The organism is Deinococcus sp. HSC-46F16 (assembly GCF_024171495.1).
Classification (GTDB): domain Bacteria; phylum Deinococcota; class Deinococci; order Deinococcales; family Deinococcaceae; genus Deinococcus.
In genome coordinates this window covers 19592-44909 of record NZ_JALJZW010000002.1, presented here as the reverse complement: position 1 = coordinate 44909, position 25318 = coordinate 19592, and the positions used below count along the sequence as shown (strand labels likewise).

26 protein-coding genes are annotated in these 25318 nt (G+C 71.3%); 13 read left to right on the top strand and 13 right to left on the bottom strand.

Translation table 11 applies throughout. The features are described from left to right. Positions 1–26 precede the first annotated feature (26 nt). On the top strand, positions 27–995 hold the full coding sequence (locus tag L1280_RS05525) for a ferritin-like domain-containing protein (RefSeq protein ID WP_253581126.1): 969 nt from the start codon (positions 27–29) through the stop codon (positions 993–995). Between the two features lie 55 nt (positions 996–1050). Here L1280_RS05525 and L1280_RS05520 read toward each other — a convergent pair whose 3' ends face one another. Then, positions 1051–1782, bottom strand: coding sequence for an SDR family oxidoreductase (locus L1280_RS05520; protein ID WP_253581125.1), 732 nt, complete (start codon positions 1780–1782; stop codon positions 1051–1053). A 105-nt stretch (positions 1783–1887) separates the two neighbouring features. Between L1280_RS05520 and L1280_RS05515 the strand changes: the two genes are divergently transcribed. Further along, positions 1888–2388, top strand: a complete 501-nt coding sequence (locus L1280_RS05515; RefSeq protein ID WP_253581124.1) for a hypothetical protein — start codon at positions 1888–1890, stop codon at positions 2386–2388. Between the two features lie 5 nt (positions 2389–2393). Further along, entirely contained in the window at positions 2394–2777 is a 384-nt protein-coding gene (locus L1280_RS05510; RefSeq protein ID WP_253581123.1) for a hypothetical protein, read from the top strand. Between the two features lie 434 nt (positions 2778–3211). On the opposite strand, the gene L1280_RS05505 is transcribed toward L1280_RS05510, so the two are convergent. Together L1280_RS05505 and L1280_RS05500 are read right to left on the bottom strand one after the other, a co-directional pair. Further along, positions 3212–3757 (bottom strand): nucleotidyltransferase family protein, encoded by a 546-nt coding sequence (locus L1280_RS05505; RefSeq protein ID WP_253581122.1) that lies wholly within the window; start codon positions 3755–3757, stop codon positions 3212–3214. Continuing rightward, complete coding sequence (locus L1280_RS05500; RefSeq protein ID WP_253581121.1) at positions 3754–4770, bottom strand: ADP-ribosylglycohydrolase family protein; 1017 nt, start codon at positions 4768–4770, stop codon at positions 3754–3756. The genes L1280_RS05505 and L1280_RS05500 overlap by 4 nt, the downstream gene beginning before the upstream one ends. An 82-nt stretch (positions 4771–4852) precedes the next feature. Between L1280_RS05500 and L1280_RS05495 the strand changes: the two genes are divergently transcribed. Then, positions 4853–5350 carry a hypothetical protein gene (locus L1280_RS05495; RefSeq protein WP_253581120.1) on the top strand — a complete coding sequence of 166 codons (498 nt, stop codon included), beginning with the start codon at positions 4853–4855 and terminating at the stop codon, positions 5348–5350. On the opposite strand, the gene L1280_RS05490 is transcribed toward L1280_RS05495, so the two are convergent. Together L1280_RS05490 and L1280_RS05485 are read right to left on the bottom strand one after the other, a co-directional pair. Further along, positions 5325–6023 (bottom strand): hypothetical protein, encoded by a 699-nt coding sequence (locus L1280_RS05490; RefSeq protein WP_253581119.1) that lies wholly within the window; start codon positions 6021–6023, stop codon positions 5325–5327. The two genes, L1280_RS05495 and L1280_RS05490, sit on opposite strands and share 26 nt — an antisense overlap. Then, the gene (locus tag L1280_RS05485) at positions 6023–6484 is read right to left on the bottom strand and encodes a TlpA family protein disulfide reductase (protein ID WP_253581118.1); all 462 of its coding nucleotides are present in this window, start codon (positions 6482–6484) and stop codon (positions 6023–6025) included. The genes L1280_RS05490 and L1280_RS05485 overlap by 1 nt, the downstream gene beginning before the upstream one ends. A 75-nt stretch (positions 6485–6559) precedes the next feature. On the opposite strand from L1280_RS05485, the gene L1280_RS05480 reads away from it, so the two are divergent. The 4 genes from L1280_RS05480 to L1280_RS05465 all read left to right on the top strand — a co-directional run bounded on the left by L1280_RS05480 (position 6560) and on the right by L1280_RS05465 (position 10616). Then, on the top strand, positions 6560–7396 hold the full coding sequence (locus L1280_RS05480) for an AzlC family ABC transporter permease (RefSeq protein ID WP_253581117.1): 837 nt from the start codon (positions 6560–6562) through the stop codon (positions 7394–7396). After that, a complete protein-coding gene (locus L1280_RS05475; RefSeq protein ID WP_253581116.1) occupies positions 7393–7689 on the top strand; it encodes an AzlD domain-containing protein in 297 nt (98 codons plus the stop codon). Before L1280_RS05480 ends, L1280_RS05475 begins: the two co-directional genes overlap by 4 nt. Positions 7690–7754: 65 nt before the next feature. Then, positions 7755–9458 carry a PASTA domain-containing protein gene (locus L1280_RS05470; protein ID WP_253581115.1) on the top strand — a complete coding sequence of 568 codons (1704 nt, stop codon included), beginning with the start codon at positions 7755–7757 and terminating at the stop codon, positions 9456–9458. Between the two features lie 24 nt (positions 9459–9482). Then, the gene (locus L1280_RS05465; protein ID WP_253581114.1) at positions 9483–10616 is read left to right on the top strand and encodes a cysteine desulfurase family protein; all 1134 of its coding nucleotides are present in this window, start codon (positions 9483–9485) and stop codon (positions 10614–10616) included. Positions 10617–10623: 7 nt separating this feature from the next. Here the strand turns inward: L1280_RS05465 and L1280_RS05460 are convergent, their stop codons facing one another. The 3 genes from L1280_RS05460 to L1280_RS05450 all read right to left on the bottom strand — a co-directional run bounded on the left by L1280_RS05460 (position 10624) and on the right by L1280_RS05450 (position 14641). Beyond that, positions 10624–11295 carry a Nif3-like dinuclear metal center hexameric protein gene (locus L1280_RS05460; protein WP_253581113.1) on the bottom strand — a complete coding sequence of 224 codons (672 nt, stop codon included), beginning with the start codon at positions 11293–11295 and terminating at the stop codon, positions 10624–10626. Between the two features lie 107 nt (positions 11296–11402). Continuing rightward, the gene (locus tag L1280_RS05455; protein WP_253581112.1) at positions 11403–14174 is read right to left on the bottom strand and encodes a valine--tRNA ligase; all 2772 of its coding nucleotides are present in this window, start codon (positions 14172–14174) and stop codon (positions 11403–11405) included. Beyond that, the gene (locus tag L1280_RS05450) at positions 14171–14641 is read right to left on the bottom strand and encodes an NUDIX domain-containing protein (protein ID WP_253581111.1); all 471 of its coding nucleotides are present in this window, start codon (positions 14639–14641) and stop codon (positions 14171–14173) included. Before L1280_RS05450 ends, L1280_RS05455 begins: the two co-directional genes overlap by 4 nt. A gap of 399 nt (positions 14642–15040) precedes the next feature. Here L1280_RS05450 and L1280_RS05445 point away from each other — a divergent pair, with 399 nt between their 5' ends. Beyond that, positions 15041–15586 (top strand): hypothetical protein, encoded by a 546-nt coding sequence (locus tag L1280_RS05445; protein ID WP_253581110.1) that lies wholly within the window; start codon positions 15041–15043, stop codon positions 15584–15586. Here L1280_RS05445 and L1280_RS05440 read toward each other — a convergent pair whose 3' ends face one another. Further along, positions 15587–16108 carry a DUF4388 domain-containing protein gene (locus L1280_RS05440; protein ID WP_253581109.1) on the bottom strand — a complete coding sequence of 174 codons (522 nt, stop codon included), beginning with the start codon at positions 16106–16108 and terminating at the stop codon, positions 15587–15589. 110 nt (positions 16109–16218) lie between these two features. Beyond that, positions 16219–17358, bottom strand: coding sequence for an NAD(P)/FAD-dependent oxidoreductase (locus L1280_RS05435; RefSeq protein ID WP_253581108.1), 1140 nt, complete (start codon positions 17356–17358; stop codon positions 16219–16221). Between the two features lie 306 nt (positions 17359–17664). Between L1280_RS05435 and L1280_RS05430 the strand changes: the two genes are divergently transcribed. From L1280_RS05430 to L1280_RS05420, 3 genes are all read left to right on the top strand, one after another. Beyond that, on the top strand, positions 17665–18162 hold the full coding sequence (locus tag L1280_RS05430) for a (2Fe-2S)-binding protein (RefSeq protein WP_253581107.1): 498 nt from the start codon (positions 17665–17667) through the stop codon (positions 18160–18162). 105 nt (positions 18163–18267) lie between these two features. After that, the gene (locus L1280_RS05425) at positions 18268–20658 is read left to right on the top strand and encodes a xanthine dehydrogenase family protein molybdopterin-binding subunit (protein ID WP_253581106.1); all 2391 of its coding nucleotides are present in this window, start codon (positions 18268–18270) and stop codon (positions 20656–20658) included. A 105-nt stretch (positions 20659–20763) separates the two neighbouring features. After that, positions 20764–21555 carry a xanthine dehydrogenase family protein subunit M gene (locus L1280_RS05420; RefSeq protein ID WP_253581105.1) on the top strand — a complete coding sequence of 264 codons (792 nt, stop codon included), beginning with the start codon at positions 20764–20766 and terminating at the stop codon, positions 21553–21555. A gap of 65 nt (positions 21556–21620) precedes the next feature. On the opposite strand, the gene L1280_RS05415 is transcribed toward L1280_RS05420, so the two are convergent. Continuing rightward, positions 21621–22100 carry a peptidylprolyl isomerase gene (locus L1280_RS05415; protein WP_253581104.1) on the bottom strand — a complete coding sequence of 160 codons (480 nt, stop codon included), beginning with the start codon at positions 22098–22100 and terminating at the stop codon, positions 21621–21623. 104 nt (positions 22101–22204) lie between these two features. On the opposite strand from L1280_RS05415, the gene glp reads away from it, so the two are divergent. Then, complete coding sequence (glp, locus tag L1280_RS05410) at positions 22205–23395, top strand: gephyrin-like molybdotransferase Glp (protein ID WP_253581103.1); 1191 nt, start codon at positions 22205–22207, stop codon at positions 23393–23395. A gap of 48 nt (positions 23396–23443) precedes the next feature. Here the strand turns inward: glp and L1280_RS05405 are convergent, their stop codons facing one another. Then, positions 23444–23872, bottom strand: coding sequence for a CoA-binding protein (locus tag L1280_RS05405; RefSeq protein ID WP_253581102.1), 429 nt, complete (start codon positions 23870–23872; stop codon positions 23444–23446). Continuing rightward, the gene (hemL, locus tag L1280_RS05400; protein WP_253581101.1) at positions 23869–25209 is read right to left on the bottom strand and encodes a glutamate-1-semialdehyde 2,1-aminomutase; all 1341 of its coding nucleotides are present in this window, start codon (positions 25207–25209) and stop codon (positions 23869–23871) included. Before hemL ends, L1280_RS05405 begins: the two co-directional genes overlap by 4 nt. Between the last annotated feature and the right edge of the window lie 109 nt (positions 25210–25318).

Here is a 25318-nt window from a genome sequence, read left to right as displayed (position 1 = left end):
CCCTTTCCCTCCCGGAGGACCCCGACATGAGCAACGACACGCAAGGCACGAGCACCCGCCGCAAGTTCCTGGGGATGGCTGGCCTGATGGGCGCGGGCGCCGTGCTGTCCGGCTGCACCAACGTGATCGCCACGACGCCGCGCAAGGCCAACCTCGACGCCGCCATCTTCAACTTCGCCCTCAACCTCGAATACCTCGAAGCGGCCTTCTACCTCGCGGCGGTCGGCCGCCTCGACGAGCTGACGGCGGCGGGCGGCGACGCGGGCAAGGTCATCCTGCCTGCGGGCTTTACTGGACGCGGCGGCGCCACCGTGCCCGGCCTGACCGGCGACATGCTGGCGATGGCGAACGAGATCGCCGACGACGAGCTGGCGCACGTGCGCTTCATCCGCACCGTGCTGGGGGCGAATGCCGTCGCGCAGCCCCGGCTGGACCTCGGCCCGGCCTTTGACGCGGCGGGGCGGGCGGCCTCGGGTGGGGCGATCACCGGCTTCAACCCCTACGCGAACGAGCTGTTCTTCCTGCACGGCGCATTTATCTTCGAGGACGTGGGCGTGACCGCCTACAAGGGCGCGGCCCGCCTCATCTTCGACGACAGCGCGAACGGCAACCTCGAACAGGCCGCCGGAATCCTGGCGGTCGAGTCCTACCACGCCGGGTCCATCCGCACCCAGCTTTACCGCCGCCGGGGCGAGGCCGCCGCCGCAGGGCTGAACGTGGAAGCGGTCGTGCAGGCGATCAGCAACCTTCGCGACTCGGTCGACGGTGCGGACGACCGCGACCAGGGCGTCACCGCGACCGGCAACGCGGGCGTTCCTGCCCGCAGCGCCAACATCGTGCCCACCGACGCGAACGCGGTGGCCTTCAGCCGCACCCCGCGTCAGGTAGCGAACATCGTCTTCCTGTCGCAGGGCACGGCGAAGGGAGGCTTCTTCCCCGACGGCCTGAGCGGGAACAGCGTGACGGGCGACTACAGCGCTCTGCTGCGGCTGTAACGATCAGGAAGGCCCCGCCGCGCTCTGGAAGACGCGGCGGGGCCTCCTTTGGTTCTCAGATGCTCCAGCCGCCGTCCACCAGAATCTCCTGCCCGGTGATGTACCCGGCTTCCCCCGTGGCGAGAAAGGCGACCGCCGCGCCCACCTCGTGCGGCCCCCCGAAGCGGCGGGCGGGGATGCGCCCCGCGAGTGCCTCGGCGGCGGCGGGGTCGGCGTGCAGGGCCTTGAGGCGGTCGGTGGCGGTGTAGCCCGGCGCGACGGTGTTGCAGGTCACCCCGTCGCGGCCGACTTCCAGCGCGAGGGTCCGCAGGTGGTTGGTCACGGCGGCCCGCATCGCGTTGCTCACGGGAAGCGTCAGCGAGGGTCGCCCCACCGTCAGGCTGGTCACCGCGATGATGCGGCCCCAGCCCCGCTCGCGCATTCCCGGCAACGCGGCGTCCGCGAGGCGCACGGTGGACAGGAAGGTGGTCTCGAAGCCGCGCTGCCAGCCCTCTTCCGTCACCTCGCTGGGCAGGCTGGGGGGCGGCCCACCCGCGTTGCTCACGAGGATGTCCACCTCGCCCGCCGCCTCCACCGCCGCGCGGACGCCCTCCGGGGTACTGACGTCCGCGACCACCCAGCGCGAGCCGGGAATCTCGGCGGCGGCCTCCCGCAGCGCGGCCTCGCCCCGCGCCGCGAGGGTCACTTCGGCCCCCAACTCCGCGAGGGCCTGCGCCGCCGCCCGCCCGATGCCCTTGCTGCCGCCCGTGACGAGGGCGCGTTTGCCGTCCAGCCGAAAGAGTGCCATAGGGCAGGCTAGCGCGGGGTCTGTGGTCGAACCCTCCCTCCGCGCGGCGTGTCACCGTGAGCCGGGCTGCCGCGCCGGGCGTGGGGGAGCGGCTAGCATGGGGTCATGAATGCGCCGCGCCTGCTCGTCACCGTCCTCACGGGGGCCTCCGCGGCCCTGATCGCCTACAGCGCCTTTTACGTGCGCGGGAATACGGCGGGCGTGATGCGCTACCTGCGCGAGCGCGGCGACGTGCGCGACCTGGAGGCGGGCGGGGCGGGCGCGGCGGCGGTGCGGGCAGCCCAGGAGAACCTCAGCGCCCTCGCCCTGAGCATCGCCGATCCCGAGTTCGCCGCCCGGATGATTCCGGTCGCGCTGCTGATCGGCCTGCTGGTGGGCTGGCTGGTGTGGCGCTCGTTCGGCTCGCGGGAGGGGCAGGCGGCACGCGGCGACGTGCAGGAGCGCATGGTCCTGAAGGTCGCCTACCGCCGGGGCGGGCAGTTCACCGCTGAGGAACTGCGCCGCCTCTCGCCCCTTTCCGACGAGCAGGTGGGGACGGTGACCCGGCGGATGCTGGAGGCGGGCCAACTCGTGCGCGACGGCGACACCTTCCGGCTGGTGCGGTGAGCGGGGTGACCCTGCCGCCTGCCGACCTCGCCCGGCTGCTGCACGACGCGCAGGAGGGGCCGCACTACAGCGTGCGGGCGGCCCTCGCGCTGGCCGATGGGCAGCCGTCGCCCCGCATCGCTGCTCTGGCGGCGGGCCTGACCGCACGCAAGCGGGCGCTGTGGGCGGACATCGCCGCCGCCACCCGCACGCCCCCCCCGCCCGATGACGCCGGGCTGACCCGGCTCGCGGCGTGGGAGGTGGAGGCCGCCGCTGCCCTGACCGCCGAGCACTTGCGGCAGCGGGTGGGGGGGCGCTCGGTGGGGGAGCTGCTGTTGGAGCACGCGCGGGAGGCGCTGTGGACGGCGGGGCAGATGGCGGCGCATGCGAGCCGGGTGCGGATGGCGTGAGGGTTGTCAGGTTCGTGGGCTGGGCATCTTGATCGCGGTCCTGCCCCTCCCCCCAGCCCCCCTCCCCAGAGGGAAGGGGGGAGCACCGCTGCGCTAGGCAAAGATTGTTCCTCCACATTCCAGCGCCGCCTGTCTCGCCCCCGTGTCCCCCTTCACGCCATCCTGTCGCCCAAGTGAAAGGCCTCGGCGCGGACGCGCCGAACGGCTCGTCTGCCTGGAAATCAGACTTGTCAGGTAGGGACGGTGAGATCGGCGGACACAAGGAAAAGAGTGCTTTGGCAAGAGCAGCACTTGACCCCGCGGCCCTTGCGGGACTCGTAGAGCCGCTTGCAGAGAGGGGCGCCCGCGAAGCAACGGGATGAGGGGGCGTGTGACCACCCCGCCCGCCCTTTTCCCGCTGGCTGCTGGAAGCTGGCGGCTGGCCGCTCCTACCCTCACCCCTCCCGCAGCCAGGGCCACCGCGCCCGGTAGTCGGCCACCTTCGCCGCGTACAGGCCCGGCGTGTGGTTGCGGGGGTTGGGCCGCAGGAGTCCGGCGGCGAGGTCGGCCAGGCCGTAGGGCGCGTACAACTCGCCCGAGGCGTCCACGCCGACGCAGGTGCATTCCACCAGAAACTGGTCGATGCCCTCGCGGGTGCTGCGGATGGGGGGGCGGGTCAGGCCGTGCTTCCCCGGAAACCACAGGTGGACGCGGGCCTGGTTGCGGACCTCCACCCGCACGCCGAGGTCCCCGAAAAGGGCGGCAGCGCGGCGAATGACGGCGTCCTCGGCCTCGTAGCTGGGGTCGGCGTCCCAGTAGAAGAGGTCGTAGTCGCGGATGCCCGCTTCCGGCGCCTGCCCGCCGCGCACGTTCCAGACGGTCTGGAAGAGCGCCCCCGCGACGAGGTGCGCCTGGGGTGCCTCCAATTCCGGCAGGCGGTCCAGAATCGCCGCGTTCGCCCGGTTCAGGCGGATGGTCGCCAGGAACTCAGCGCTGTTCATGACCGGAGCTGGGCACGGGCAGCCTCCAGCAGCGCCGGGAAGTGCTCTGCGCAGCTCCAGCCCCGCTCCCAGCCCGGCCAGGAGTGGCCCAGGCGCAGCCTGGGCAGCAGGTGGGGCGGCACCTCCAGGCCCCGCGCCCCGGCGACCGCCCCCACCACGCAGGCCACCGTGTCGCTGTCGTCGCCGCGCAGGACGGCGGGTTCGACGCAGGCCAGCCACGAGTCGGCGCGGGCGTGCGCGACGGCGGCCTCCAGCGTGTCCAGCACGTACCCGCTCTGGGAGGTGACGTGCCCCGAGAGGCCCGAGCGCACGCGGGCGCGAACCTGCGAGCGGGCCGAGCGGTCGCCCGCCCGGAAGGCGTCGTGGGCGGGGCGGGTGTCCAAGCCGAGGAGCCCGGCGTCCAGCAGGGCGGCGCGGGCGTCGAGGCGGTCCATCCGGTCGAGCGCCGCCTCCGCCGCCTCCCGGTCCCCTCCCCCCGCGCCCAGCCCCTCCAGCCACGCCGTGAGGAAGACCGAGGCGTGGACGCAGCGGGGGTCCATGTGGGTCAGGGCCGTGACCGCCGCCGCCTCCCGGTCCAGGACCTCGCCCCGGAAGCCCGCCAGCCACACGGCGGCGATCCGCATCAGGCCGCCGTTTCCGGCGCTCTGGTGCCCGCTTTCGGTCCAGGCCCGCGCCCCACCCTCCAGGCCCCCACAGCCCAGCCCACCCGAACGCAGGGCCGCCCGTGTCAGCCCGCCCACGTCGGGGGGAGCGGCGCCCAGCCACTCGCGCAGGGCCGCGAGGACCCCCGCCAGCCCGCCGCCCCGCGCGTAGCCCAGCAGGGTGGCCGCTGCCATCTGGCTGTCGTCGGTGGCCTCGCCGGGTGCGAAGCCGAACACGCTTCCGGGCTGGTAGCCCGTGAAGGTGTCGCCGTAGCGGGCGCGGATGGCCTCCGGGGTCTTGAACTCGGTGGCGGCCCCCAGTGCGTCGGCGGCGGCAAGGGAGAGGAGGGTGGGCAGCGCACGCTCGGGCATAGGGGGCAGGGTACCGGACGGGCAGGCGTGGCCCCGCCGCAAGTTGGCCCGCGACTGGGGCAGGGCACCGTACAGTGACCCCATGCGGACGAGGTATGGGTGGGCGCTGGCCGGGGTTCTGGCCTTGACCGGGTGCGAGGAAGCCACGCGCAAGTACGACGAGGAGCGGGCGACCCGGCTGGCCCACGACAACGCGCTGTACTACCGCGAGCGCTGCGTGGAGGCCATCGAGCGCTTCCGGGTCCAGCCCGGTCCGAACGAGGGCACGTTGCCCCGTGCCCTGGACGGGCAGAGCTGCGAAAGCCCGGTCCTGAACGAGTACGCGCTCTCCGCCGAGCAAGCCGCAACGGTCGAGAGCAGCGTGATCCGCCTCGACCCCACCCGCCTGAGTGCCTACACCATCGTGATCCGGGGCAAGGACGGCGAGACCTACGACTACCGCGACCGGGGCACCGCCGAGGCTGCCGCCGAGCAGGCCGGAACCTTCGAGGACTCCTCGGCGGGGGGGACCCTCCCGGCCCCCGACCGCCCCGAAGACGAAGGCAGTCCCGAAGTCAGCGAGGCCGATCAGGCGGAGTGATCGCCGCCCCTTCCTCCAGCCACGGAAAGCCCCAGGGGTCGGCCGCGCAAAGGGCGTCCACCCGCGCCGCGTCGTGCGTGCGAACTGGCAGCGGGAAGTCGTCCGGGGTGACGGCCACTTGGAAGAGGGGCCGCACGGGGACCGGGCTCACCCACTGCGGCTCGCGCACGGTCCCCAGCCCCGGCCACTCGTAGGGCGGCATGGGCTCGAAGCCCTGCGGGGGCAGCACGTACACGGCGCCGGGGGAGAGGAGCGAGCGTCCGTCTGTCACAGCCGGGCCACGTGGGGCAAGCGAGAGGAAGGAGCGCGTCGCGCTCCAGCCGCCTTCCTCCCGGACCTGCAACGCCATATTCACCATCCGCGCCACCCGCGAGCGGTCCCGCAGGGCGTACATCAGTGCCCACAGGCCGTCCGAGGTGGCGTACACGCCCGCCCGGTTGCTGAACCCGTCGGGGCTGAGGTCCACCGCCTGCCGCACCTCGAACTCGGGGATGCCCGCTTGGGGGGAGCCGTGCAGCAGGAGCCCTTGCGCGGTCAGCCAGTTCAGAAAGACCCAGCGCGGCGTATCCGGTGGCAGCAGGCTGGGGTCGTGGGCCTCCAGCACCCGGCCAAAGGCGGCGAGGTCAGCGTCGGAAGGCTCCACAGGAGGGGCCTCGAGCATCCAGGGGCGCATCAGCCGCCTCCCGCCTGCTCCTCCAGCAGGTACGCGAGGCGGGTCTGCGCGTTCTCCTGGCTGCCGTATACGCTGCGCAGCAGCTCGCCGCCGGGGGCAAAGGCCAGCCAGTGCGGGGTGCCCTCCGTCTCCCACGCGCGGGCGAGGTCGCCGGACACGTCGAGCGCGACGGGGAAGGGGAGACGGGCGAAGTCGCGGGCGAACTTCACCAGCGTGGGCTCCACGTCTTCCCTGGGCAGGAGGCGGTGGCCCCGGCTGGTGTGCAGGGCCAGCAGGTGAACGCGGTCGCCATGCTCCGCGTGCAGCCGCTTGAGAAAGGGAATCCCGCGCGACACGCACCCGGCGCACTCTAGATTGAAGACCATCACCAAGCCGGGGCGCTCCCACGCGGTTGGCGGCGGCAGTGGCTCGCCGTGCACGAAGTCCTCGGGCGCTGGCCAGGGCAGGGGGGAGGGCAGCATGGGGCCAGCGTACCCCCGCGCCCCCGGCAGACAGGCCCCGCTCAGCGGAGTGCGCGGCCCGCTAGCCTCGGGGCCATGGTGACCGCCCCCACCCCCTCCGCCTTCTGGCCTCCCTTCTGGCGCGGGTTTCGTGCCCTGACGCCGCTGTGGCTGGGGCTGATCCCCTTTGCGGTCGCCTATGCGGTCACGGCGCGGGCGGCGGGGCTGAGCGTGCTCGACACCCAGCTCATGAGCCTGACCGTCTTCGCGGGGGCTTCGCAGTTCGCCGCAGCGGGGCTGTTCGCGGGCGGGGCCTCGGCGCTGGGCATCGTGGCGACGACCTTCTTGCTCAATGCCCGGCACGTCCTGTACGGGCTGAGCCTCGCCCGGCAGGTGCCGCTGAGCGGGTCGCAGCGTCTCGTGGCCGCGCAGTTCCTCACCGACGAGGCGTATGGGGTGGCGGTCGTGCATGGTCCGCGCGAGCCGGGTGGCCTGAGCTTCGCCTTCCTGCTGGGGGCCGAACTCAGCCTGTACCTGGTGTGGAACGCCGCAACGCTGGCGGGGGCGCTCGCGGGCGAGGTGCTGCCCGACCCGGAGGCGCTCGGCGTGGGGGTGATCTTCCCGCTCGCTTTCCTGGGGCTGCTGGTGCCGCTCCTCGTGGACCGGAGGGCCGTGCTCGTCGCCCTCGCCTCGGGGCTGGGCGCGTGGGGGCTGGCGCGGGTGCTGCCGGGCGGCCTCGTCGTGCTCGCCTCGGGGGTGGGCGGAGCGCTGCTGGGGGCGTGGCTGGTGACACGAAATCGCGGCGAGTCGAAGACAAACCCGAACGGAATGAGAAGCGACGACCGGTCTTCAGGAGATGGACGGGCCTCCGGCGCCGTTCCGGAAGTCCGGGAATCGGATGAATCCGGGAGCACCGGCCGGGGGCAGGCGTGAGTCCCCTGGTCGTCATAGGGCTGATGTGGCTGGTTACCTACCCGGCGCGGCTGCTGGGCCTCTCGCTGGGGGGCTTGCGGCTGCCGCCCTTCTGGCTGGCCTTTCTGCGCTTCGTGCCCGTGAGCGTGTTCGCCGCGCTGATCGTGCCCGACGTGCTGGGCAGCCCGGAATGGCCCCGGCGCCTGCCCGCCGCCCTGGTGGGGGCGCTGCTGCTGTGGCGCACGCGCCACCTCGCGCTGGGCGTTCTGGGGGGCTTCGCGGCGTACTGGCTGCTCCGGGTGGCGGGCCTGTAGAGGCGCCCCGGCGCCCGGGTCCCCTGCCGCGAGCCCGGCGCCGCGACGCGCTATGCTGGCGGCGCATGACGGTCCAGGGCGGGGTCATCGACGGAAAGTACGAGGTCGTGCGGGAACTCTCGCGCGAGGGGCACGTCACCCTCAGCGAGGTTCGCGCGGGCGAGGGCGTCACCCGGCACCTCGCGTGGTTCGACGTGGCCTCGCCCGCCGCCCGGCAGGGCTTTCACGCCTACCGCGCCGCCCTGCGGGCCGTGAACCCGGCGGGCCTGACCGATGTGGTCGCCCGCCCCGGCGCCTACTACGCGGTGTGGCAACCCGTCTCCGGCACGCCCCTCTCGGAGGTCGCCGCGCAGCCCACCAAGCAGGAGGAGGTCGTGCAGGGGGTGCAGGCCCTCGCGGCGGCGCTGGCGGCCCACGGCCATGCCCTGCCCGACGCCGACGTGGTCGTGGACGGCCGGGAGGTGCGGGTGGCCTACCTGCGCCCGGCCCCCGAGGGACGCACCCCGGAAGAAGTGCAGCGCCTGAACGTGGCGGCGCTCGCGGCCCTGGGCGGCGGCCGCATCAAGCGCAAGCGGCAGCCGGGCGCGTGGCTCACCTTCGTGCCGGGGCTGCTGTTCCTGGGGGGCGCCGTCTACCTGGGCGCCCAGGCCGCGCAGGTCTACCTCAACCCGCCCGTGCGCGAGGTGGCCTCGGTGACCGGGCAGCCGGGGCAGCAGGCGGCCCGCACCCTGACCGACGCGGGCTTCCGGGTGGAGTACACCCTGGGGGACGCCTCGGGGGTGGACGTGGGCGCCGTGATCCGGCAGGACCCGGCGGCGGGAACCAACCTCCCGGTGGGCCGCCTCGTCACCCTGACGGTGAACAATCCGCCCTCGGTGCCCGTGCCCCGGCTGGAAGAACTCAGTCTGACCCAGGCCCGCGCCGCCCTGCGCGACGGGGCGCTGGTGCCCGGCAAGATCATCCGCGCGGACGGCACCCTCACCAAGACCCCGGAAGGCCGCGTGATCGCGCAGGTGCCGGAGGCAGGCGCGACCATCGAGCGCGGCCAGCCTGTTTCGCTGATCGTCTCGACCGGAGTGCGCGGCAAGGAAACCTACCTGCCCAACCTGACCGGCCTGGAGTACGAGGATGCCCGCGAGCACGTGCGGCTGGCTGGGCTGGTGGTCACGCGGGTCATTCAGCAGCCCAGCGACGCCGCCGAGAACACCATCCTCGACCAGACGCCCGCCCCCTACGTGCGGGTGCCGGTGAATGGCCCGGTCACCCTGACGGTCGCCACTGCCCGCTACAGCCCCCCCGCCGAGCCCGCGGGCAGCCTGCCCCTGCCGCCGCCCCCGGTGGTTCCCGAGCCGGAGGAGGAGGAGCCGCAAGACCCGTCCGGCGAGGGCACGGCCCCTGCCGAGCCGCCGACCGAGACAGCCCCCACCCCGGAGGACCCCGCCGAGACGCCCACCCCGGTCACGCCCCCCGAGAGCGTGCCCGAGGAGACGGCCCCCACCGAGCCCGAGGCCGCCGAGCCGGAAGCGGTGCCCGACGCCACCCGCACGGTCAACTTCCGTTATGAGTTCCCCGCCGACCTGCCCGCCGGGACCTACACCATCTCGGTGCGTGACGCCGACGGCGAGCGCCAGGTGGACGGCCCCTACAGCGGCGCCGACCTCGCGGGCGCGGTGGCCGAGAGCGACCCCGCCGACCCCCTCACCGTGCGGGGCAACGCGGTCATCGTGATTCGCCGCGACGGCGAGGAATACGCGACGGTCACGCCGTAAGGCTACTGCTCTGATCGCCCCCACATGATCTACCTCGACTACGCCGCCACCCACCCCATGACCCCGGAGGCGCTCGCCGCCTACGCCGAGGCCGCCGCGCTGCCCGGCAATCCGTCCTCCGTCCATGCGGCGGGGCAGGCTGCCCGCGAGCGGTTGGAGGAGGGCCGCGCCCGAGTCGCCGCCGCGCTGGGGGTGGACCCCCGCACCTTGATCGCCAACGGCGGCGGCACCGAGGGGGACAACCACGTGCTCCTGGGGGTGGCGCAGGCGTGGCGCGAGCGGCACGGTCGCCCCGGCCACCTCGTGACCACCCCCACTGAGCACTCGGCGGTGCTGGCCCCGGCCCGCGCCCTGGCGGCGCAGGGGTGGGTCGTCACCTTCCTGACGCCGGACGCAGGGGGGCACTACGCCCCGGCACAACTGGCGGAGGTGCTGCGGGAGGACACCGCGCTCGTCTCCATCCATCACGCGAACAACGAGATCGGGACCGTGCAGGACACGGCAGCGCTCGCGGCGGTGGCGCAGGAACGGGGCGTCCCCTACCACACCGACGCCGTGCAGGCCCCCGGCGTGCTGCCCCTCGACCTGACGGGCTGGGGCGTCAGTTTTGCCACCTTCAGCGCCCACAAGTGGGGGGGGCCGCGCGGGGTGGGCTTCCTGTACGTGCGGCGCGGGACCGAGCTGCCCCCGGTGACCCTGGGCGGCGGGCAGGAGGGCGGCCTGCGCCCCGGCACCGGGAACACGGCGGGGGTGTACGCATCGGGCGTGGCACTGACCTCGGCGGAAGCCGCACGCGAGGAGACGTTTGCCCACCTCGCCCGGATGCGCGACCGCTTCCTGGCGGGCGTCTCGGCCATCCCCGGCCTGCGCCTCAACCACCCGGCGGACGGCAGCCCCAAGGTCGCCTCGCTGACGGTCCCCGGTGCGGACGGCGAGGCCCTGCTGATGAACCTGGACCTGATGGGCGTATGCGCGAGCGCAGGCAGCGCGTGCTCGGCGGGGACAATGCAGCCCAGCCACGTCCTGACGGCCCTGGGACTCAGCGAAGCCGACGCCCGCGCCTCGGTGCGCTTTAGCTTCGGCGCGGCGACCACTGAGACCGAGGTGGATACGGCGGCAGCGGCGCTGGTCCAGGCGGCCGAATTCAGCCGATTCTAAGCGCGTCTCAGGCCCCGTACACCCGCGTCTCCAGCCCCGGAAACGTTCCCTCTAACTCCCGTGCCAGCCGCCGCAGCGCCCACAGCTCGGTACGGCGGTGCCCCAGCGCCACCACCCCCAGCCCCTGCTCCCGCGCGGCCCCGACCGCCGAGGGCCGAAGCTGCCCCGTCAAGTAGACCCGCACCCCCAGCCCCGCGACATGTCCGATCAAGGCCGGATTCATCGCATTCATCAGCGCGAGCCGCAACGCACCGGAGGGCGGTTCAGGCGACCACGACGTATCTTCCCCGCCCAGTTCGGCGTGTAGCGCCGCGCGGAAGCTGGCCCACCCACGTTGGGGCGGCGTCGCGCTGATCCCGACGACACGTCCTTCCCACACGACCTCCTCCACCTCTGTCCAGCCCAGCACCCGCGCCAGCCGGTGATTCGGCCCGGTGGTCAAGTGGGTGTCGAAGCCGTCGTGGGCGGCCAGCACGCCCAGCCCCGGCCAGCCGTTCCCCACCCGGCGCGAGCGGTGCAGGAAGAGGGCGTCGGCCTCCAAGGTGGGCGGGAGGTCGGTGGGCTCCAGCGCGAGGGCCAGCCGCCGTACCTCGGCGGGACCGTCCCGGCGCAGCGGCTCCGGCTCGTCCAGTTCGGCCCCAAGCCAGCGGGCGAGGTCGGTGAGGGTGGGTGGGGTCATGGAGTCAGGATGCGCCCTGCACTGCGGAGGGGCTGTCGTGTCTCTGCCAGTCCGAAAAGAAGGGTCCCGCCACCCTCCCAGGCAGCGGGACTCCCCCAGCCTCCGGCTTACGCGAACTGCGCCAGCACCGCCTCCAGCCGTTCCTTCTGAGCGCCAAAATCCTGCACCCGGCGCCGCTCCTCCTCCACGACCTCCTGCGGGGCGCGGGCCACGAATCCGGCGTTGTTCAGCTTGCCCTGCGCCTGCTTGATCTGCTTGTCCAGCTCGGCCAAGCGCTTCTGCTGCTTGCCCAGCCAGTCGGCGATGTCCACCGTGCCCTCCAGCGGAGCGCGGACGGTCACGCCCTGTTCCACGGCGCTCAGCGTGCGGCCCTCCAACCCCGGCACCAGCGTCACGCGGGCGATGCCCTCCACGATGCGGGCGTTCTCCAGCACGGTCGGGGCGAGGTCGCCCTCCACCGACACGCCCAGACGGTCCTGCGGCGAGAGGCCCAGCTCGTTCTTGAGGGAACGGGCGGCACTCACGGCGGCCCGCAGCGCGTCGAAGGCGTGGGTGGCCTCCGCATCGTGCAGCGCGGCGTCGGGCTGCGGCCACGAGTGCAGCGCGATCTGGCGGCGGTGCCCCAGGTGCGCGTACAGCTCGGAGGTGATGAAGGGGATGAAGGGGTGCAGCAGCTTCAGGATGTGCTCCAGCACGGCCTTGAGGGTCGCCAGCGTGCCCAGGTGCCCCGCCGCCAGCGCGGGCTTGGCCGCCTCGATGTACCAGTCGCAGAACTCGTCCCAGGTAAAGGCGTAGAGGGTCCGAATAGCCGCGCCGATGTCGTACTCGTCGAGCTGGACCGTCGCCTCCGCCGTCACCGCGTTCAGGCGGCTGATGATCCAGCGGTCGGCCAGAGTCAGGTCGAGCCGGTGGCGCAGGGCGGCCAGCACGTCCCGGCTCCGCATGGGGTCGCTGCCGTGCGCGTCGGGCTGCTCCACCGCGCTGCGCACGTAGCGGGTCAGCTCGTCCTCGCCGGTGAGGGCCGGAGCCGCCTCCGAGAGTCGCAGCCGGGCGAAGCGGGCCGCGTTCCACAGCTTGTTGGCGAAGTTGCGCCCCTGCTCGAACCGCCGGGGGTCGTGCCGGATGTCCTGCCCGCCCGTGCTGAGGCTGGTAAAGGCGAAGCGGCAGGCGTCCACCCCGTACTCGCCGAACAGCTCGAGGGGATCGATGCCGTTGCCCTTGCTCTTGGACATCTTCTGGCCCTTGGCGTCGAGGTAGAGGCCGTGCAGCATCACCGTCTCGAAGGGCGCCTGCCCGGTCATCGCGTACCCGGCCATCTGCATCCGCGCCACCCAGAAAAAGAGGATGTCGTAGCCGGTCACGAGCACCTGCGTCGGGTAGAACTTGCGGTAGTCCTCGCAGTCGGTGTCGGGCCAGCCCATCGTGGAGAAGGGCCACAGGTTCGACGAAAACCACGTGTCGAACACGTCGGGGTCGCGGCGCAGGTTGAGGTGGGCGTAACGCGGGTCCTGGTCGCAATCCAGCTCGGGGTTCTCCGGGTCCGGCACGTAGACGTTGCCTTCCTCGTCGTACCACGCAGGAATCTGGTGGCCCCACCAGAGCTGGCGAGAGATGTTCCAGTCGCGGATGTTCTCCAGCCAGTCGCGGTTGACCTTGCCGTAGCGCTCGGGCGTCAGCCGGATTTCGCCCGCGTCCAGCCCCTCCAGCACCCGCGCGGCCATCGGCTTCATGTTCACGAACCACTGGGTGGACACGATGGGCTCCACGGGCACCTTCGTCCGCTCGGACAGGCCGATGGCGGTGTCGTGGTCCTTTTCCTCCATCAGGTCGCCGGATTCGGTCAGCGCGGCCACCACCGCTTTGCGGGCGGCGAAGCGTTCCATCCCCCGGAACGGTTCCGGCACGAGGTCGGAGGTCAGGTGGCCGTGCAGGTCGATCACGCTGGGCCGCGCTAGTCCATGCCGTTCCCCGATCTCGAAGTCGGTGGGGTCGTGCGCAGGCGTGATTTTCAGCGCCCCCACCCCGAACTCACGCTCCACGGCCTCGTCCGCGATGATCGGGATAAAGCGGTCGGTGAGCGGAATCCGCGCCCGCTGGCCGATCAGGTGGGCGAAGCGCTCGTCTTCCGGATGCACGGCGATCGCCTGGTCCGCGAAGATCGTCTCCGGGCGCACGGTGGCGATGCGAATCTCGCCGGGCTCGCCGTTGCTGGCGGGGGTGCTGGGGTCCTCCAGCTTGTAGGAGAGGGTGGACATCTTGCCCTTCCTCACCTCGCGGTCGATTTCCAGCTCGGAGAGGGTGGTCTGCGAGGCCGGGTCCCAGTTCACGATGCGCTCGCCCCGGTAGGCGAGGCCCTGGTGGTAGAGCCGCACGAACTGCGCCCGCACGGCCTTGGACAGCCCCTCGTCCATCGTGAAGCGCTCGCGGGTCCAGTCGGCGCTCACGCCCAGGCGGGTGAGCTGCTCCAAGATCATGCCGCCCGACTGCGCCTTCCAGTCCCAGACGCGTTCCAGAAAGGCCTCGCGCCCCAGGTCGAAGCGGGTCTGTCCCAGTTCCTTCAGTTGCCGCTCCACCACCACCTGCGTGGAGATGCCCGCGTGGTCGGTACCGGGGAGGTACAGCGCCTCGAAGCCCGCCATGCGCTTGTAGCGGATCAGGGTGTCGATCAGCGTGTTGTCCAGGGCGTGCCCCAAGTGCAGGTTCCCGGTCACGTTGGGCGGCGGAATCACGATGGTAAAGGGCGGGCGGGCGCTGCTCGCGTCGGCGCGGAAGGGCTCGCTGCGCCAGCGGGCCGCCCAGCCGGGTTCGATGGCGGCAGGGTCGAAGGCCTTGGCAAGGGCAGTGTCGTTCGTGTCGTGGAGGGTGGGGAGGTCGGTCATGCGGAGGTCTCCTCGGGGGTGGGAGTGGGGAGGAAAGCGTCCATGTGCCAGTCAATACGGGCGTTGGAGAGCCCCTCCCAGCGGAAGCGGAACAAATGGCCGTCGGCGGCGTGGTCCCAGGTGTCGGGCAGGCCCGGCGGGGCGGTCAGGTGGTAGAAGTGGCGCAACTCTCGCTTCGCGTGGAGGTCGTCAATCCACTCGGTGCTGCCGAGGTATCCCTCCAGGCGAAAGCCTGTGCGTCCGGTCTCCTCCTGCGCTTCCCGCAGCGCAGCCTCGTCGGGCGTCTCGCCGGGGTCCACGCCGCCCGCCACGACCTGCACGCCGGATCCGTTGTCGGGCACGTGGTCGAAGACCAGCAGCTCGGCGCTCCCCTGGGTCTGCCGGGTGATCTGGCACACCGCCTTCTCCCGCAGGTGGCGGGCTCTGGCGTGGGCGCGGGCTTCGTCAAGGTGATAAAGGGTGAGCATGTGGGCTCCTGCTGGCCGTCCTGCGAAGAGAGAAAACGAACAACGTCCCGTCCGACCGGCGTGTGCCGGATGCGGACGAGACGTGAGGCTGTATGTCCCGTGGTACCACCGCGTTTCCCCACCCGTGTGGGGCACTCGTGCTGCGCTGTCACGGGCGCGTCCCGGAGGGTTCTACTCGGCCCCCTGTTCAGGTGCCTTTCTTCCCCCACGCTCGCGGGCGACTTTCCCCGGTGCGCCTTCCCGCTGGGGCTTTCAGCCACGGCCCCGGCTCTCTGTGGGTGCGCTCCTGCCGGGTACTCCTCCCGGTCACTGCATGGGGAGTCTAGGGTGCGGGCGGGCGGGTTTCAATCCGCCTCCTGGCGAATAGTAGGGGAAGGGCGGGGCCGTCACCCTGGGGCGATGCCAGCTTTGAGCGAGTTCACCCTCTACCACCGGGCCGCGCGGGACGTACGAGGCGGTAGGCTCCTGCCGCTCAACGCGCTGCGTGAAGCCCACCCCGACATTTATGCCCGCGAGGCTGCCAAATACGCGGGCCGCGAGGAACTGGCCGCCGAGCGGGTGCTTCCCCTGGAGTGCGGTTGGGGCGACGTGCTGTTCTTTTCGCCCGTTCACCCCGGCCCACTGCTGGACGCTGTGCGCGAGTCCAGACGCGAGGTGCCGCCCATCCGCTTCTGGACCCTGCGGGCGGACGCGCTGAACCCGGCGCGGGCGTGCGTGAAGCGCGTGCGCCTCTGGCCCGGTGGGCGCTACACACCGCCCCTCCCGGACGACTACGCCCCCTACGACGCTCCCACGCTGGCGCAGGTCAGCGAGCCGCCCGTCACAACCTTGAAGCGGCTGCGGACCCTCCCCCCGCAAGCCCCCTTGATCCTGTGGTCGGACGTGCCCCATGTGCTGTACCGGGGAACGATCCCGCTTTCCGCGCTGGGAGAGGTCCGGCTCTAGTTAGCCGACCTCTACCAGCCCCGCCGTGACAAAGGGGTGAATGGTTTCCAGGGCGTTCCGGGGGGGAAGGCCGCAGCGGTCAAGCATGGTTCGCAGGGGCAGTGCCTCGGGAATCAGGCTCAGAGCTACGTACTGCGAGCGGGTCACGGGCTGAGCCTCGGTCCAGCGGGCCGTGAAGCGCAGCGGGCGGCTCCAGTCTGGAAAGACGTGCAGCAGCGGTCCCCAGGCGTCCGACTCCTCGATCAAGCGGCGCAGGGCGGCCTCGCGCCGCAGCGAGAGCGTGCGCTCGGCGGCGGGCACGTCGGGGGCGAAGGTGAATTGCCCGCCGTCCAGCGTGCTCAGGACTTGCAAGGCACCTTCGCCGGTCAGTCCCCCAGACCGGGCGTGGACCAGCTCGCCCGGCTCGACCCACACTTCGCCGCCCCGTGCGTGCGCCACGCTCAGCCGCCCCCGGCGACCGCTCGACAGCAACATCTGCATCACGGGCAGGAACGGAAAGACCGCCAGATCACCGCGCACCATGGGGGGCAGTGTAGGCGTGGCATTCGTGCAGAGGTCTGACAGAGAATTTTCCCACCCAAAGGGAAGAGGGCCACCCGCAGGCAGCCCCCTCTGTCGTGCTCAGCGCCGACTCAGTCGATGCTGGCCCGCCAGCGCCACTCGCTGGCCTTCTTCATCACGTGGGCGATGCCGCCCGTGATGGCAAGCTTCTGGTTCCAGGGCAGCTTCATCCAGCCCACCGCCATCAGGCCGCCGAGGGAGACGAACTCGCCCAGGGTGGTGGGCTCGTAGGGCTCCAGCTCCTCGCCGCGCACCAGCCGCAGGAGGTTCTTGCCTGTCAGGCGGCCCTGCTGCCCGGCGTGCTGCGCGGTGGTGGGCACCGGCTTGCCTTCCTGGTTCAAAGCAAGGCCCATGTCGCCCACCACGAACACGTCGGGGTAGCCCTTGGCCCGCAGGAACTCGTCCACGGCGATACGCCCGCCGGGACCCTTTTCCAGCCGCTCGCCCTTGACGATGTCGCGGGCCTGGATGCCGCCGGTCCAGATGATCTTGCCCGCTTCGATGACCTTCTGCTCGCCGTCTGCCGTCTGCACGGTGACGCTGCCCTCGGTCGCCTGGGTGATGCGGTGCCCGACCAGAATCTCGATGCCATAGTCGCGCAGTACGCGCTCGGCCTTCTGGCGCAGGGCTTCGTCGAGGATGGGCAGGATCTTGGGTCCGGCTTCCACGAGGTAGATGCGGAAGGGGGGCAGGCCCCGCGCCTTGGACAGCAGCTCGGCCCGCTGCGCCAGCTCGGTGACCAGCTCGACGCCGGTCAGGCCCGCGCCGCCCACCACGATGTCGCGGTTGCCCGGGTAGTCGCCCGAGTAGACCTGATTGACAAAGCCGTAGATCTCGTCGGCGTCGCTGAGCTGCTTGAGCTCCGAGGCGTGCTCGGCCAGTCCCGGAATCCGGTAGAAGTTCGTGACCGACCCCAGGCCCACGACGAGCGTGTCGTAGGTCAGCACGCGGCCGTCCTTGAGGGTGACCTCGCGGGCGTCGATATCCACGCCCTCGACCGAGGCCTGCTCAAACTCCACGCCCGTGCCGCGCAGCAGGGGCTGGATGGGCAGGGTCACGCGGGTGTTGTGGGCCGCGGCCTCGTGCAGCCGGGTTTCGAAGGTATGAAAGGGGTTCTGTTCGACCAGCAGGGCTTCGAGGCCCGGCGTGGGCTTGAGCTTGGTGGCCACCGCGAGGCCCGCGTAGCCAGCACCGAGGATCAGGGTCTTCATGCACACTCTCCAGTGAAGGAATTCACGAGTTGGCTCCGGGGCAGTGGTCGTCCCACAAAAAGCCGCCGGGGGGTCTGCCCCGGTCGTGACAACAGCGTACAGCCTACACCAACCGCGTCTGTCACCGGGCACACCAGGGCTAGACCGCAACCTGTCCCGCGCATGGGCGGCGGCGTTCATGCTTCAATAGGCGAGTACACACAACCCGGTTCCTGCTTGCCCCGCCCGCTCACCCCCCACCCGGAGGTCGACCATGCTGGAGCACTCCCCGTTTCCTCCTCTCCCCGCCCGCGCCGGGAGGCGGCCATGAACGTCACCGTGACGGTCAATGGCAAGGCCCACACCCGCGACGTGGAACCGCGCACCCTGCTGGTGCATTTCCTGCGTGAGGACCTGGGCCTGACCGGCACCCACGTCGGTTGCGACACCAGCCAGTGCGGGGCCTGCACGGTCCACCTGAACGGCGACGCGGTCAAAAGCTGCACGGTCCTCGCGGTGCAGGCTGACGGGATGGAGGTCACCACCATCGAGGGAATCGGTACCGCCGCCGACCTCCACCCCCTTCAGGCGGGCTTCTGGGAGAAACACGGCCTCCAGTGCGGCTTTTGCACCCCCGGCATGATCATGAGCGCCGCCGAACTCCTGCGGCACGACCCCGACCCCAGCGAGGCCACGATCCGCCACCACCTCGAAGGCAACTACTGCCGCTGCACCGGCTACCACAACATCGTCCTCGCCGTGCAGCACGCGGCGGCGGCGATGCGGGAGCGCGGCGTGGGGGCGGGGCAGGCGGCGGACGACTGAAGCAGGTCCAAGGGTCGAGAGTCGAAGGGTCTAAGGGCATGAAGTCCCCGATTTTCTGGACACTTAGACCCTTTGACCCTGAGACGCCGACCAAAGGGAGGCACAATGACCGACCGAACTGAGAAGTACATGGGCCAGGCCCTCAAGCGCAAGGAGGACCCGCGCTTTATCACCGGGGCGGGGCAGTACACCGACGACTTCGTGCTGCCGGGGATGCTGCACGCGGCGATGGTCCGCAGCCCCTACGCGCATGCCCGGATCACCGGAATCGACAAGAGCAGTGTGGAGGACTTGCCCGGTGTGGTCGCCGTGCTGACGGGCGAGGACGTGGCGGCGGCGGGCGCGGGGCCGATCCCGGTGGGCTGGCTGCTGCCCGACCTCAAGGTGCCCCCGCACCACGCGGTCGCGCAGGGCGAGGTCAACCATGTGGGCGACATCGTGGCCGTCGTGGTGGCCGAGACGCGGGCGCAGGCCGAGGACGCGGCGGGCCTGCTCGCGGTGGCCTACGAGGCCCTGCCCTCGGTGGCGCTGGGGAGCGCGGCGCTGGAGGAAGGGAGCCCGCAGGTCCACGACGACGTGCCCGGCAACGTGGCCTTCCGGTGGGAGATTGGGGACGAGACGGCGCTGAACGAGGCCTTCAACCGGGCGCACAAGACGGTGAAGGTGAAGCTGCGCAACCACCGCCTGGTGCCCAACGCGATTGAGCCGCGGGCGTCCCTGGCCCAGTTCTCGCCCGCCAGCGGCGAATACCTGCTCTACACCACCTCGCAGAATCCGCACATCCACCGCCTGATCCTGGCGGCTTTCGTGCTGAACATCCCCGAGCACAAGCTGCGGGTCATCAGCCCGGATGTGGGCGGGGGCTTCGGCTCCAAGATTTTCCAGTATCAGGAGGAAGTGGCCGTGCTGCTCGCCTCCCGGCTGCTGGGCAAGCCAGTCAAGTGGGCCGCCCGCCGCTCCGAGAGCTTCGTCTCCGACATGCAGGGCCGCGACCACGAGTCGGAGGCCGAACTCGCCGTAGACGCGGAGGGCCGGATGCTGGGGCTGCGGGTGAACACGGTCGCCAACCTCGGCGCGTACCTGACCCTCTTCGCGCCCGCCGTGCCGACCTACCTGTACGGCACGCTGCTGAACGGCGTGTACAAGTTCCCCGCCGTCCACGCGAAGGTGACGGGCGCGGTCACCAACACCGTCCCCGTGGACGCCTACCGGGGCGCGGGCCGCCCGGAAGCCACCTACCTGATCGAGCGCACGGTGGACGTGATGGCGCACGAACTGGGGATGGACCCTGCCGAGTTCCGCCGCCTCAATTTCATCGGCCCGGACGAGTTCCCGTACCAGACGCCGGTCGCGCTGGTCTACGACTCGGGCAACTACGAACCCGCGCTCGACATGGCGCTGGACATGATGAAGTATCAGGACCTCCGCGCCGAGCAGGAGCGGATGAAGGGGAGCAACAAGATTCTGGGCATCGGCGTGATCTCGTACCTCGAGGCGTGTGGGCTGGCCCCATCCGCCCTCGTCGGGCAGCTCGGAGCGCAGGCGGGGCAGTGGGAAAGCTCGCTGGTGCGCGTGCACCCGACCGGCAAGGTCGAGCTGTACACCGGCTCGCACAGCCACGGCCAGGGCCACGAGACGGCCTTCCCGCAGATCGCCGCCGACGAACTCCAGATTCCCATCGAGGACATCGACCTCATCCACGGCGACACGGGCCGGATGCCCTACGGCTGGGGCACCTACGGCTCGCGCAGCGCGGCGGTGGGCGGGAGTGCGCTGAAGATGGCCCTCCAGAAGATCACCGCCAAGGCGAGGAAGATCGCCGCGCACCTCCTCGAAGCCTCGGAAGAGGACATCGAGCACGAAGGCGGCGTCTTCCGGGTCAAGGGCGCTCCGGGGCAGCAGAAGACCTTCTTCGACGTGGCGCTGATGGCGCACCTCGCCCACAGCCTGCCCGACGGTATGGAGCCGGGGCTGGAGGCGACCGCCTTCTATGACCCCAAGAACTTCGTGTATCCCTTCGGCACGCACGTGGCGGTCGTGGAGATCGACACGGACACAGGCGTGGTCAAGCTCCGCGACTACGGCTGCGTGGACGACTGCGGCCCCCTGATCAACCCGCTGATCGCGGAGGGGCAGGTTCACGGCGGCATCGCGCAGGGGGCGGGGCAAGCGCTGTGGGAGGACGCCGCCTACGACGAGGAAGGCAACTTTCTGGCTGGGACCTTCATGGAGTACGCCGTGCCCCGCGCCGACGACCTGCCGAACTTCCAGACCGACCACACCGTCACCCCCAGCCCGCACAACCCCCTGGGGGTCAAGGGCATCGGGGAGGCGGGCACCATCGCCAGCACCGCCGCCGTCGCCAACGCCGTGATGGACGCCCTGTGGCACGAATGCCGCATCGCGCATCTGGATATGCCCTACACCTCTGAAAAGGTCTGGCGAGCGATCCGGGAAGTGCGGGCAGCGGGGATGGGGCAGGCGGCGGACGACTGACGAAGGTCTAAGAGTCGAGAGTCAAAGGGTCTAAGGGCTTAAAGTTCCTGCCCTTCTTGGACGCTTAGACCCTTTGACCCTGAGACACCGACCAAAGGGAGGCCTATGTACCCAGTCAACTTCGACTACCACCGCGCCAGCAGCGTGCAGGAAGCCCTGACGCTGATGGCCGAGAATCCCGACCTCAAGGTGATCGCGGGGGGCCACTCGCTGCTGCCCGCCATGCGGCTGCGGCTGGCCCAACCGCCCGCCCTGCTCGATGTGTTCGGCCTGGAGGAACTGCGGGGCATCCGGCGCGAGGGGGACGTGTTCGTGGTGGGCGCGATGACCACCCACGCGCAGGTGCTGCGCTCGGAACTGCCCCTTTTCCCCGAGGTCGCCCACGAGGTCGGGGACCCGATGGTCCGCAACCGGGGCACCATCGGCGGCTCGCTCGCCCACGCCGACCCCAGCGCGGACTACCCGGCGGTGGCGCTGGCGCTCGGCGCGGAGTTCGTCATTCGCGGCCTCGGCGGTGAACGCACCGTCCCCGCCGACGAGATGTTCGTGGGTATGTTCGAAAGTGCGGTGCAGCCCGGCGAGCTGCTCACCCACATCCGCATCCCGGCGACCGTGCGGGGGGGCGCCTACGAGAAGTTCAAGCACCCCGCCAGCCACTACGCGATTGCGGGCGTGGCCGTGGTGCGCCACGCGGACGGGCAGATTCGTGCCGCCTACACCGGGGCGGGGGAGAAGGCCGAGCGCCTGACCCTCCTTGAGGAGCGCCTGAACGCGGGCCAGCCCGCCGGGCAGGGGTTGGTGGACGCCGCCAATCTGTTGGGCGACCGCTTTGCCAGCCCCGAGTACCGGGCGCATCTGGTGGATGTGCTGGCGGGGCGGGCGGCGGCGAGGGTGTAGGGAAGCGGCCAACCCAAAGCAGAAAGCCCCAGCTTCAGACTGGGGCCTTCTCATCTGCTGGCGGCTTATTCCTCGTCGTGCATGCCCGGCGTGTGGGCGTGGCCGTGCTCCAGTTCCTCGGCGGTGGCGTCGCGCACGGCCTTGACGGTCACGTCGAAGTCGAGCACCTTGCCCGCGAGGGGAGCGTTGAAGTCCACCTGTACGGTGTCCCCCTCGACCGCGAGTACCGTGAAGGGCAGCACGGAGCCGTCTTCGGCCTGCGCGTAGTAGGTCGCGCCGACCTCGATGTCGTCCTCGAAGTCCTCGCGGTCCAGGGTCTCGATGTTGTCCTCGTCGCGGGCGCCATAGCCGTCTTCGGGCTGCACGGTCACGTGGAGGCTGTCGCCCTGGCGCTTGCCTTCCAGCGCCCGCTCCAGGCCGGGGATGATGTTGTTGTGGCCGTGCAGGTAGGTCAGCGGCTCGCCGCCCTCGCTGGCGTCGACGACCTCGCCGTCCACCTTGAGCACGTAGTCGATCTCGACAACCTTGTCCTGGGTAATGTTCATGGGAGTCTCCATTCGGGGAAATAGGCGGGCCAGAATCGCGGACTTGCCCCCGGAGTCTACCCCGTCGCTCCGGCCCCGCTCCTTCGCCGCCCTATGCTGCCCCCATGACCCGCCCGACCTTTCCCATGCACGTCGGTGTGGCCGAAGCGCGGCAGAGCCTCGCGGCCCTGCTCCCCGACCCCGGCACCGAGGTGCTTCCCCTGGCCGGAGCACGGGGCCGCCGCCTCGCCGCCGACCTCGCCGCCCGCGTGAGCCATCCCAGCGCGACCGAGAGCGCCCTGGACGGCATCGCCGCGCGGGAGGCCGACACGTTGGGGGCCAGCCCGGATACGCCTGCACGCCTGCGGGTGGTGGGCGAGAGCCGCGCGGGGCTGCCCTTCGCGGGGACCGTGGAGCCGGGTGAGTGTGTCCGCATCTACACCGGGGCGCCGTTGCCACCGGGCGCGGACGCGATCTGCCCGGTGGAGCAACTGGCGGAGGACGGCCCCGAGCACGTCCTCCTGCGCCGCCCTGCCAGCCCTGGCGACGTGCGGCCCGAGGGGGGGGACTTCCGGGCGGGCGAGCTGGTCCTGCGGGCCGGAGTCCTCCTGACACCCGCCCGCGTCGCACTCGCGGCGGCGCTGGGGCACGCCGAGGTGCCGGTGCGCCGCCGCCTGCGGGTGGCCTTGCTCTCCACCGGGGACGAGGTGCGTGAACCGGGCGAGGCCCTGCTGCCGGGGCAGGTCTACGACAGCAACCGCTACGGCCTCGCGGCCCTGCTGGAAGAGTGCGGCTGCGACGTGCTCAACCTCGGCCACGCTCCCGACAGCCCCGACGCGCTGGCGGAGGCCCTGGCGGCGGCGGGCGGCGCTGACCTGCTGCTCACCAGCGGCGGCGTCAGCATGGGCAAGTACGACTTCATGCGCGACTTGTTGATCGAACGCGGCGAGGTCGTCTTCTGGAAGATTCGGATGCGGCCCGGCGGCCCTGCCCTGCTGGGACGCTGGGGGGGGCTCCCGGTCTTCGGGCTGCCCGGCAACCCGGTGAGCAGCCTCGTCGTGTTCGGGGTCATCGTGCGGCCCGTGTTGACCGGACAGCCCCTGCGGACGCTGCGGCTGCGGGCCGGGACGGCCTTCAAGGGCCTGCCCGACAAGACAGCCCTCTGGCGCGGCGTCGTGTCGGGCGGCGAGGTTCGCGACTACGGCCAGCAGGGCAGCGGGGTGCTGCGCTCGCTGGGCGAGGCGGACGTGCTGGTGGTCATCCCGGAGGGGCCAGGGGTGCCGGTGGGGGAGGAGGTGGAGGTGGTGTGGCTGTAGGGGTCGGTCCCCGGCAGATCGGGGCGGGGACCGACCCCTGACGGCTTCCTACAGCAGCGCCCGGTGGTCCGCCAGCATGCAGCGGTCCTGAATCACGTCGATGCCGCGCTGGGTCAGTGCCCGCGCCGTCGCGTCGTCGCGGATGCCGAGTTGCAGCCACACCACGCGCGGCAGGGGCTGCATGGCGAGAATGTCGCCCAGATGCTGGTGCACCTTGTCGCTGCGGCGAAAGACCTCCACCACGTCCACCGGCGTGCCGATCTCCGCGAGGGTGGCGACCGCCTTCTGCCCGAAGTAACTCTCGCCCCGCGCGGCGAGGGCCGGGTTCACCGGAATCACCGTGTAGCCCTGGCGGTGCAGGTACTCGGGGACGTAGTGGGCGGGTTTCATCGGGTCGGGGTGAAAGCCGACGACGGCGACCACCTTGTTGTCGGCCAGAACGCGAATCACGTCGGGGGTGCTTTCCAGCAGGGTCATGCGGTCCTCCCCAGCCCGGCGTAGGCGGCGCGGGCGGCGTTCAGCGTGGCGTTCAGGTCGTGGTCGGTGTGGGCGGCACTCACGAAGATGCTCTCGAACTGCGAGGGCGCCCAGTAGATGCCCCGGCCCAGCATGTGCTGGAACCACGCGGCGAAGGCGGCCGTGTCGCTGCGGGCCGCGTCCGCGTAGGTGCGGATGGACCCGTCAGGCGCGTCCTGATGGAAGGCCGTGAGCATCGAGCCGATGTGGTTCACGCTGAGGGGCACGCCCGCCTCCCGCGCCGCCGAGCGCAGGCCGTCCGCGAGGGCAGTTGTATACGTCTCCAGCCGCTCGTAGATGCCGGGGTCACCCTCCAGCACCTCCAGCGTGGCGAGGCCCGCCGCCATCGCCAGCGGGTTGCCGCTCAGCGTCCCGGCCTGGTACACCGGCCCCTGCGGAGACACGAAGTCCATCACGTCGGCCCGACCGCCATAGGCCCCCACCGGCAACCCGCCGCCGATGATCTTGCCCCAGCAGATCAGGTCGGGGGACAGGCCCAGACGCCCGGTCGCTCCCCGCAGCGAGAGGCGGAAGCCCGTCATCACCTCGTCCGCGATCAGGAGGACGCCGTGCTCGCGGACCCGGTGCAGCGCGGCCAGGAACTCCGGCGTGGGAATCAGCACGCCCGCGTTGCCCACCACCGGCTCGAAGATGACAGCGGCGATCTCCCCGCCGCGCTCGGCCATCAGCGCGTCCAGCGCCGCCGGGTCGTTGTACTCGCTCACCAGCGTGAGGGCCGCGTATTCCTCCGGCACGCCCGCGCTGCTGGGCGCCGCCTGCCCCAGGGCGCCCGCCGCGTTCGTCATCAATCCGCTTCCGGCCTCTACGAGCAGGCCGTCGGCGTGGCCGTGGTAGTTGCCCCGGAATTTCAGGAGGTATTTCCGCCCGGTGAAGCCCCGCGCCAGCCGCAGGGCGCTCATGGTGGCTTCCGTCCCGCTGTTCACGAAGCGCACGCGGTCGACCCCGGTGATGCGGGTAACGGTTTCCGCCAGTTGCACCTCGCGCTCGCCGGGAGCGCCGAAGGACGTGCCGCCCGCGAGGGCCGAGGCGATGGCCTCCCGCACGGCGGGGTGGTCGTGCCCCAGGATCATCGGCCCCCACGAGCCGATGTAGTCGAGGTAGCGGGTGCCGTCCGCGTCGGTGAGGAAGGCACCGTGGGCTTCCCGGATAAAGCGCGGGGTGCCGCCCACGCTTTTAAAGGCCCGCACCGGGCTGTTCACGCCGCCGGGGGTCACGGCGCGGGCGCGGGCGAACAGCGCCTCCGACCGGGCGGTGGAAGGAAGGGAGTCGGTGGTCATGGGCTTACCTTACGGGGTGTGGAGAAGGCCCGTCAGTAATCCGTGCTGAGCCTGCCAAAAGGAAAAGTGCCCCGGCCGAGGCCAGGGCATCTCCGCTTGGTGGAGGCAG

Excerpts from the sequence above, each read along its gene's own strand:
- L1280_RS05525 (WP_253581126.1), top strand. The coding sequence starts at position 27 with ATGAGCAACGACACGCAAGGCACGAGCACCCGCCGCAAGTTCCTGGGG.
- L1280_RS05520 (WP_253581125.1), bottom strand. The coding sequence starts at position 1,782 with ATGGCACTCTTTCGGCTGGACGGCAAACGCGCCCTCGTCACGGGCGGC.
- L1280_RS05515 (WP_253581124.1), top strand. The coding sequence starts at position 1,888 with ATGAATGCGCCGCGCCTGCTCGTCACCGTCCTCACGGGGGCCTCCGCG.
- L1280_RS05505 (WP_253581122.1), bottom strand. The coding sequence starts at position 3,757 with ATGAACAGCGCTGAGTTCCTGGCGACCATCCGCCTGAACCGGGCGAAC.
- L1280_RS05500 (WP_253581121.1), bottom strand. The coding sequence starts at position 4,770 with ATGCCCGAGCGTGCGCTGCCCACCCTCCTCTCCCTTGCCGCCGCCGAC.
- L1280_RS05495 (WP_253581120.1), top strand. The coding sequence starts at position 4,853 with ATGCGGACGAGGTATGGGTGGGCGCTGGCCGGGGTTCTGGCCTTGACC.
- L1280_RS05490 (WP_253581119.1), bottom strand. The coding sequence starts at position 6,023 with ATGCGCCCCTGGATGCTCGAGGCCCCTCCTGTGGAGCCTTCCGACGCT.
- L1280_RS05485 (WP_253581118.1), bottom strand. The coding sequence starts at position 6,484 with ATGCTGCCCTCCCCCCTGCCCTGGCCAGCGCCCGAGGACTTCGTGCAC.
- L1280_RS05480 (WP_253581117.1), top strand. The coding sequence starts at position 6,560 with ATGGTGACCGCCCCCACCCCCTCCGCCTTCTGGCCTCCCTTCTGGCGC.
- L1280_RS05470 (WP_253581115.1), top strand. The coding sequence starts at position 7,755 with ATGACGGTCCAGGGCGGGGTCATCGACGGAAAGTACGAGGTCGTGCGG.
- L1280_RS05465 (WP_253581114.1), top strand. The coding sequence starts at position 9,483 with ATGATCTACCTCGACTACGCCGCCACCCACCCCATGACCCCGGAGGCG.
- L1280_RS05460 (WP_253581113.1), bottom strand. The coding sequence starts at position 11,295 with ATGACCCCACCCACCCTCACCGACCTCGCCCGCTGGCTTGGGGCCGAA.
- L1280_RS05455 (WP_253581112.1), bottom strand. The coding sequence starts at position 14,174 with ATGACCGACCTCCCCACCCTCCACGACACGAACGACACTGCCCTTGCC.
- L1280_RS05450 (WP_253581111.1), bottom strand. The coding sequence starts at position 14,641 with ATGCTCACCCTTTATCACCTTGACGAAGCCCGCGCCCACGCCAGAGCC.
- L1280_RS05445 (WP_253581110.1), top strand. The coding sequence starts at position 15,041 with ATGCCAGCTTTGAGCGAGTTCACCCTCTACCACCGGGCCGCGCGGGAC.
- L1280_RS05440 (WP_253581109.1), bottom strand. The coding sequence starts at position 16,108 with ATGGTGCGCGGTGATCTGGCGGTCTTTCCGTTCCTGCCCGTGATGCAG.
- L1280_RS05435 (WP_253581108.1), bottom strand. The coding sequence starts at position 17,358 with ATGAAGACCCTGATCCTCGGTGCTGGCTACGCGGGCCTCGCGGTGGCC.
- L1280_RS05430 (WP_253581107.1), top strand. The coding sequence starts at position 17,665 with ATGAACGTCACCGTGACGGTCAATGGCAAGGCCCACACCCGCGACGTG.
- L1280_RS05425 (WP_253581106.1), top strand. The coding sequence starts at position 18,268 with ATGACCGACCGAACTGAGAAGTACATGGGCCAGGCCCTCAAGCGCAAG.
- L1280_RS05420 (WP_253581105.1), top strand. The coding sequence starts at position 20,764 with ATGTACCCAGTCAACTTCGACTACCACCGCGCCAGCAGCGTGCAGGAA.
- L1280_RS05415 (WP_253581104.1), bottom strand. The coding sequence starts at position 22,100 with ATGAACATTACCCAGGACAAGGTTGTCGAGATCGACTACGTGCTCAAG.
- glp (WP_253581103.1), top strand. The coding sequence starts at position 22,205 with ATGACCCGCCCGACCTTTCCCATGCACGTCGGTGTGGCCGAAGCGCGG.
- L1280_RS05405 (WP_253581102.1), bottom strand. The coding sequence starts at position 23,872 with ATGACCCTGCTGGAAAGCACCCCCGACGTGATTCGCGTTCTGGCCGAC.
- hemL (WP_253581101.1), bottom strand. The coding sequence starts at position 25,209 with ATGACCACCGACTCCCTTCCTTCCACCGCCCGGTCGGAGGCGCTGTTC.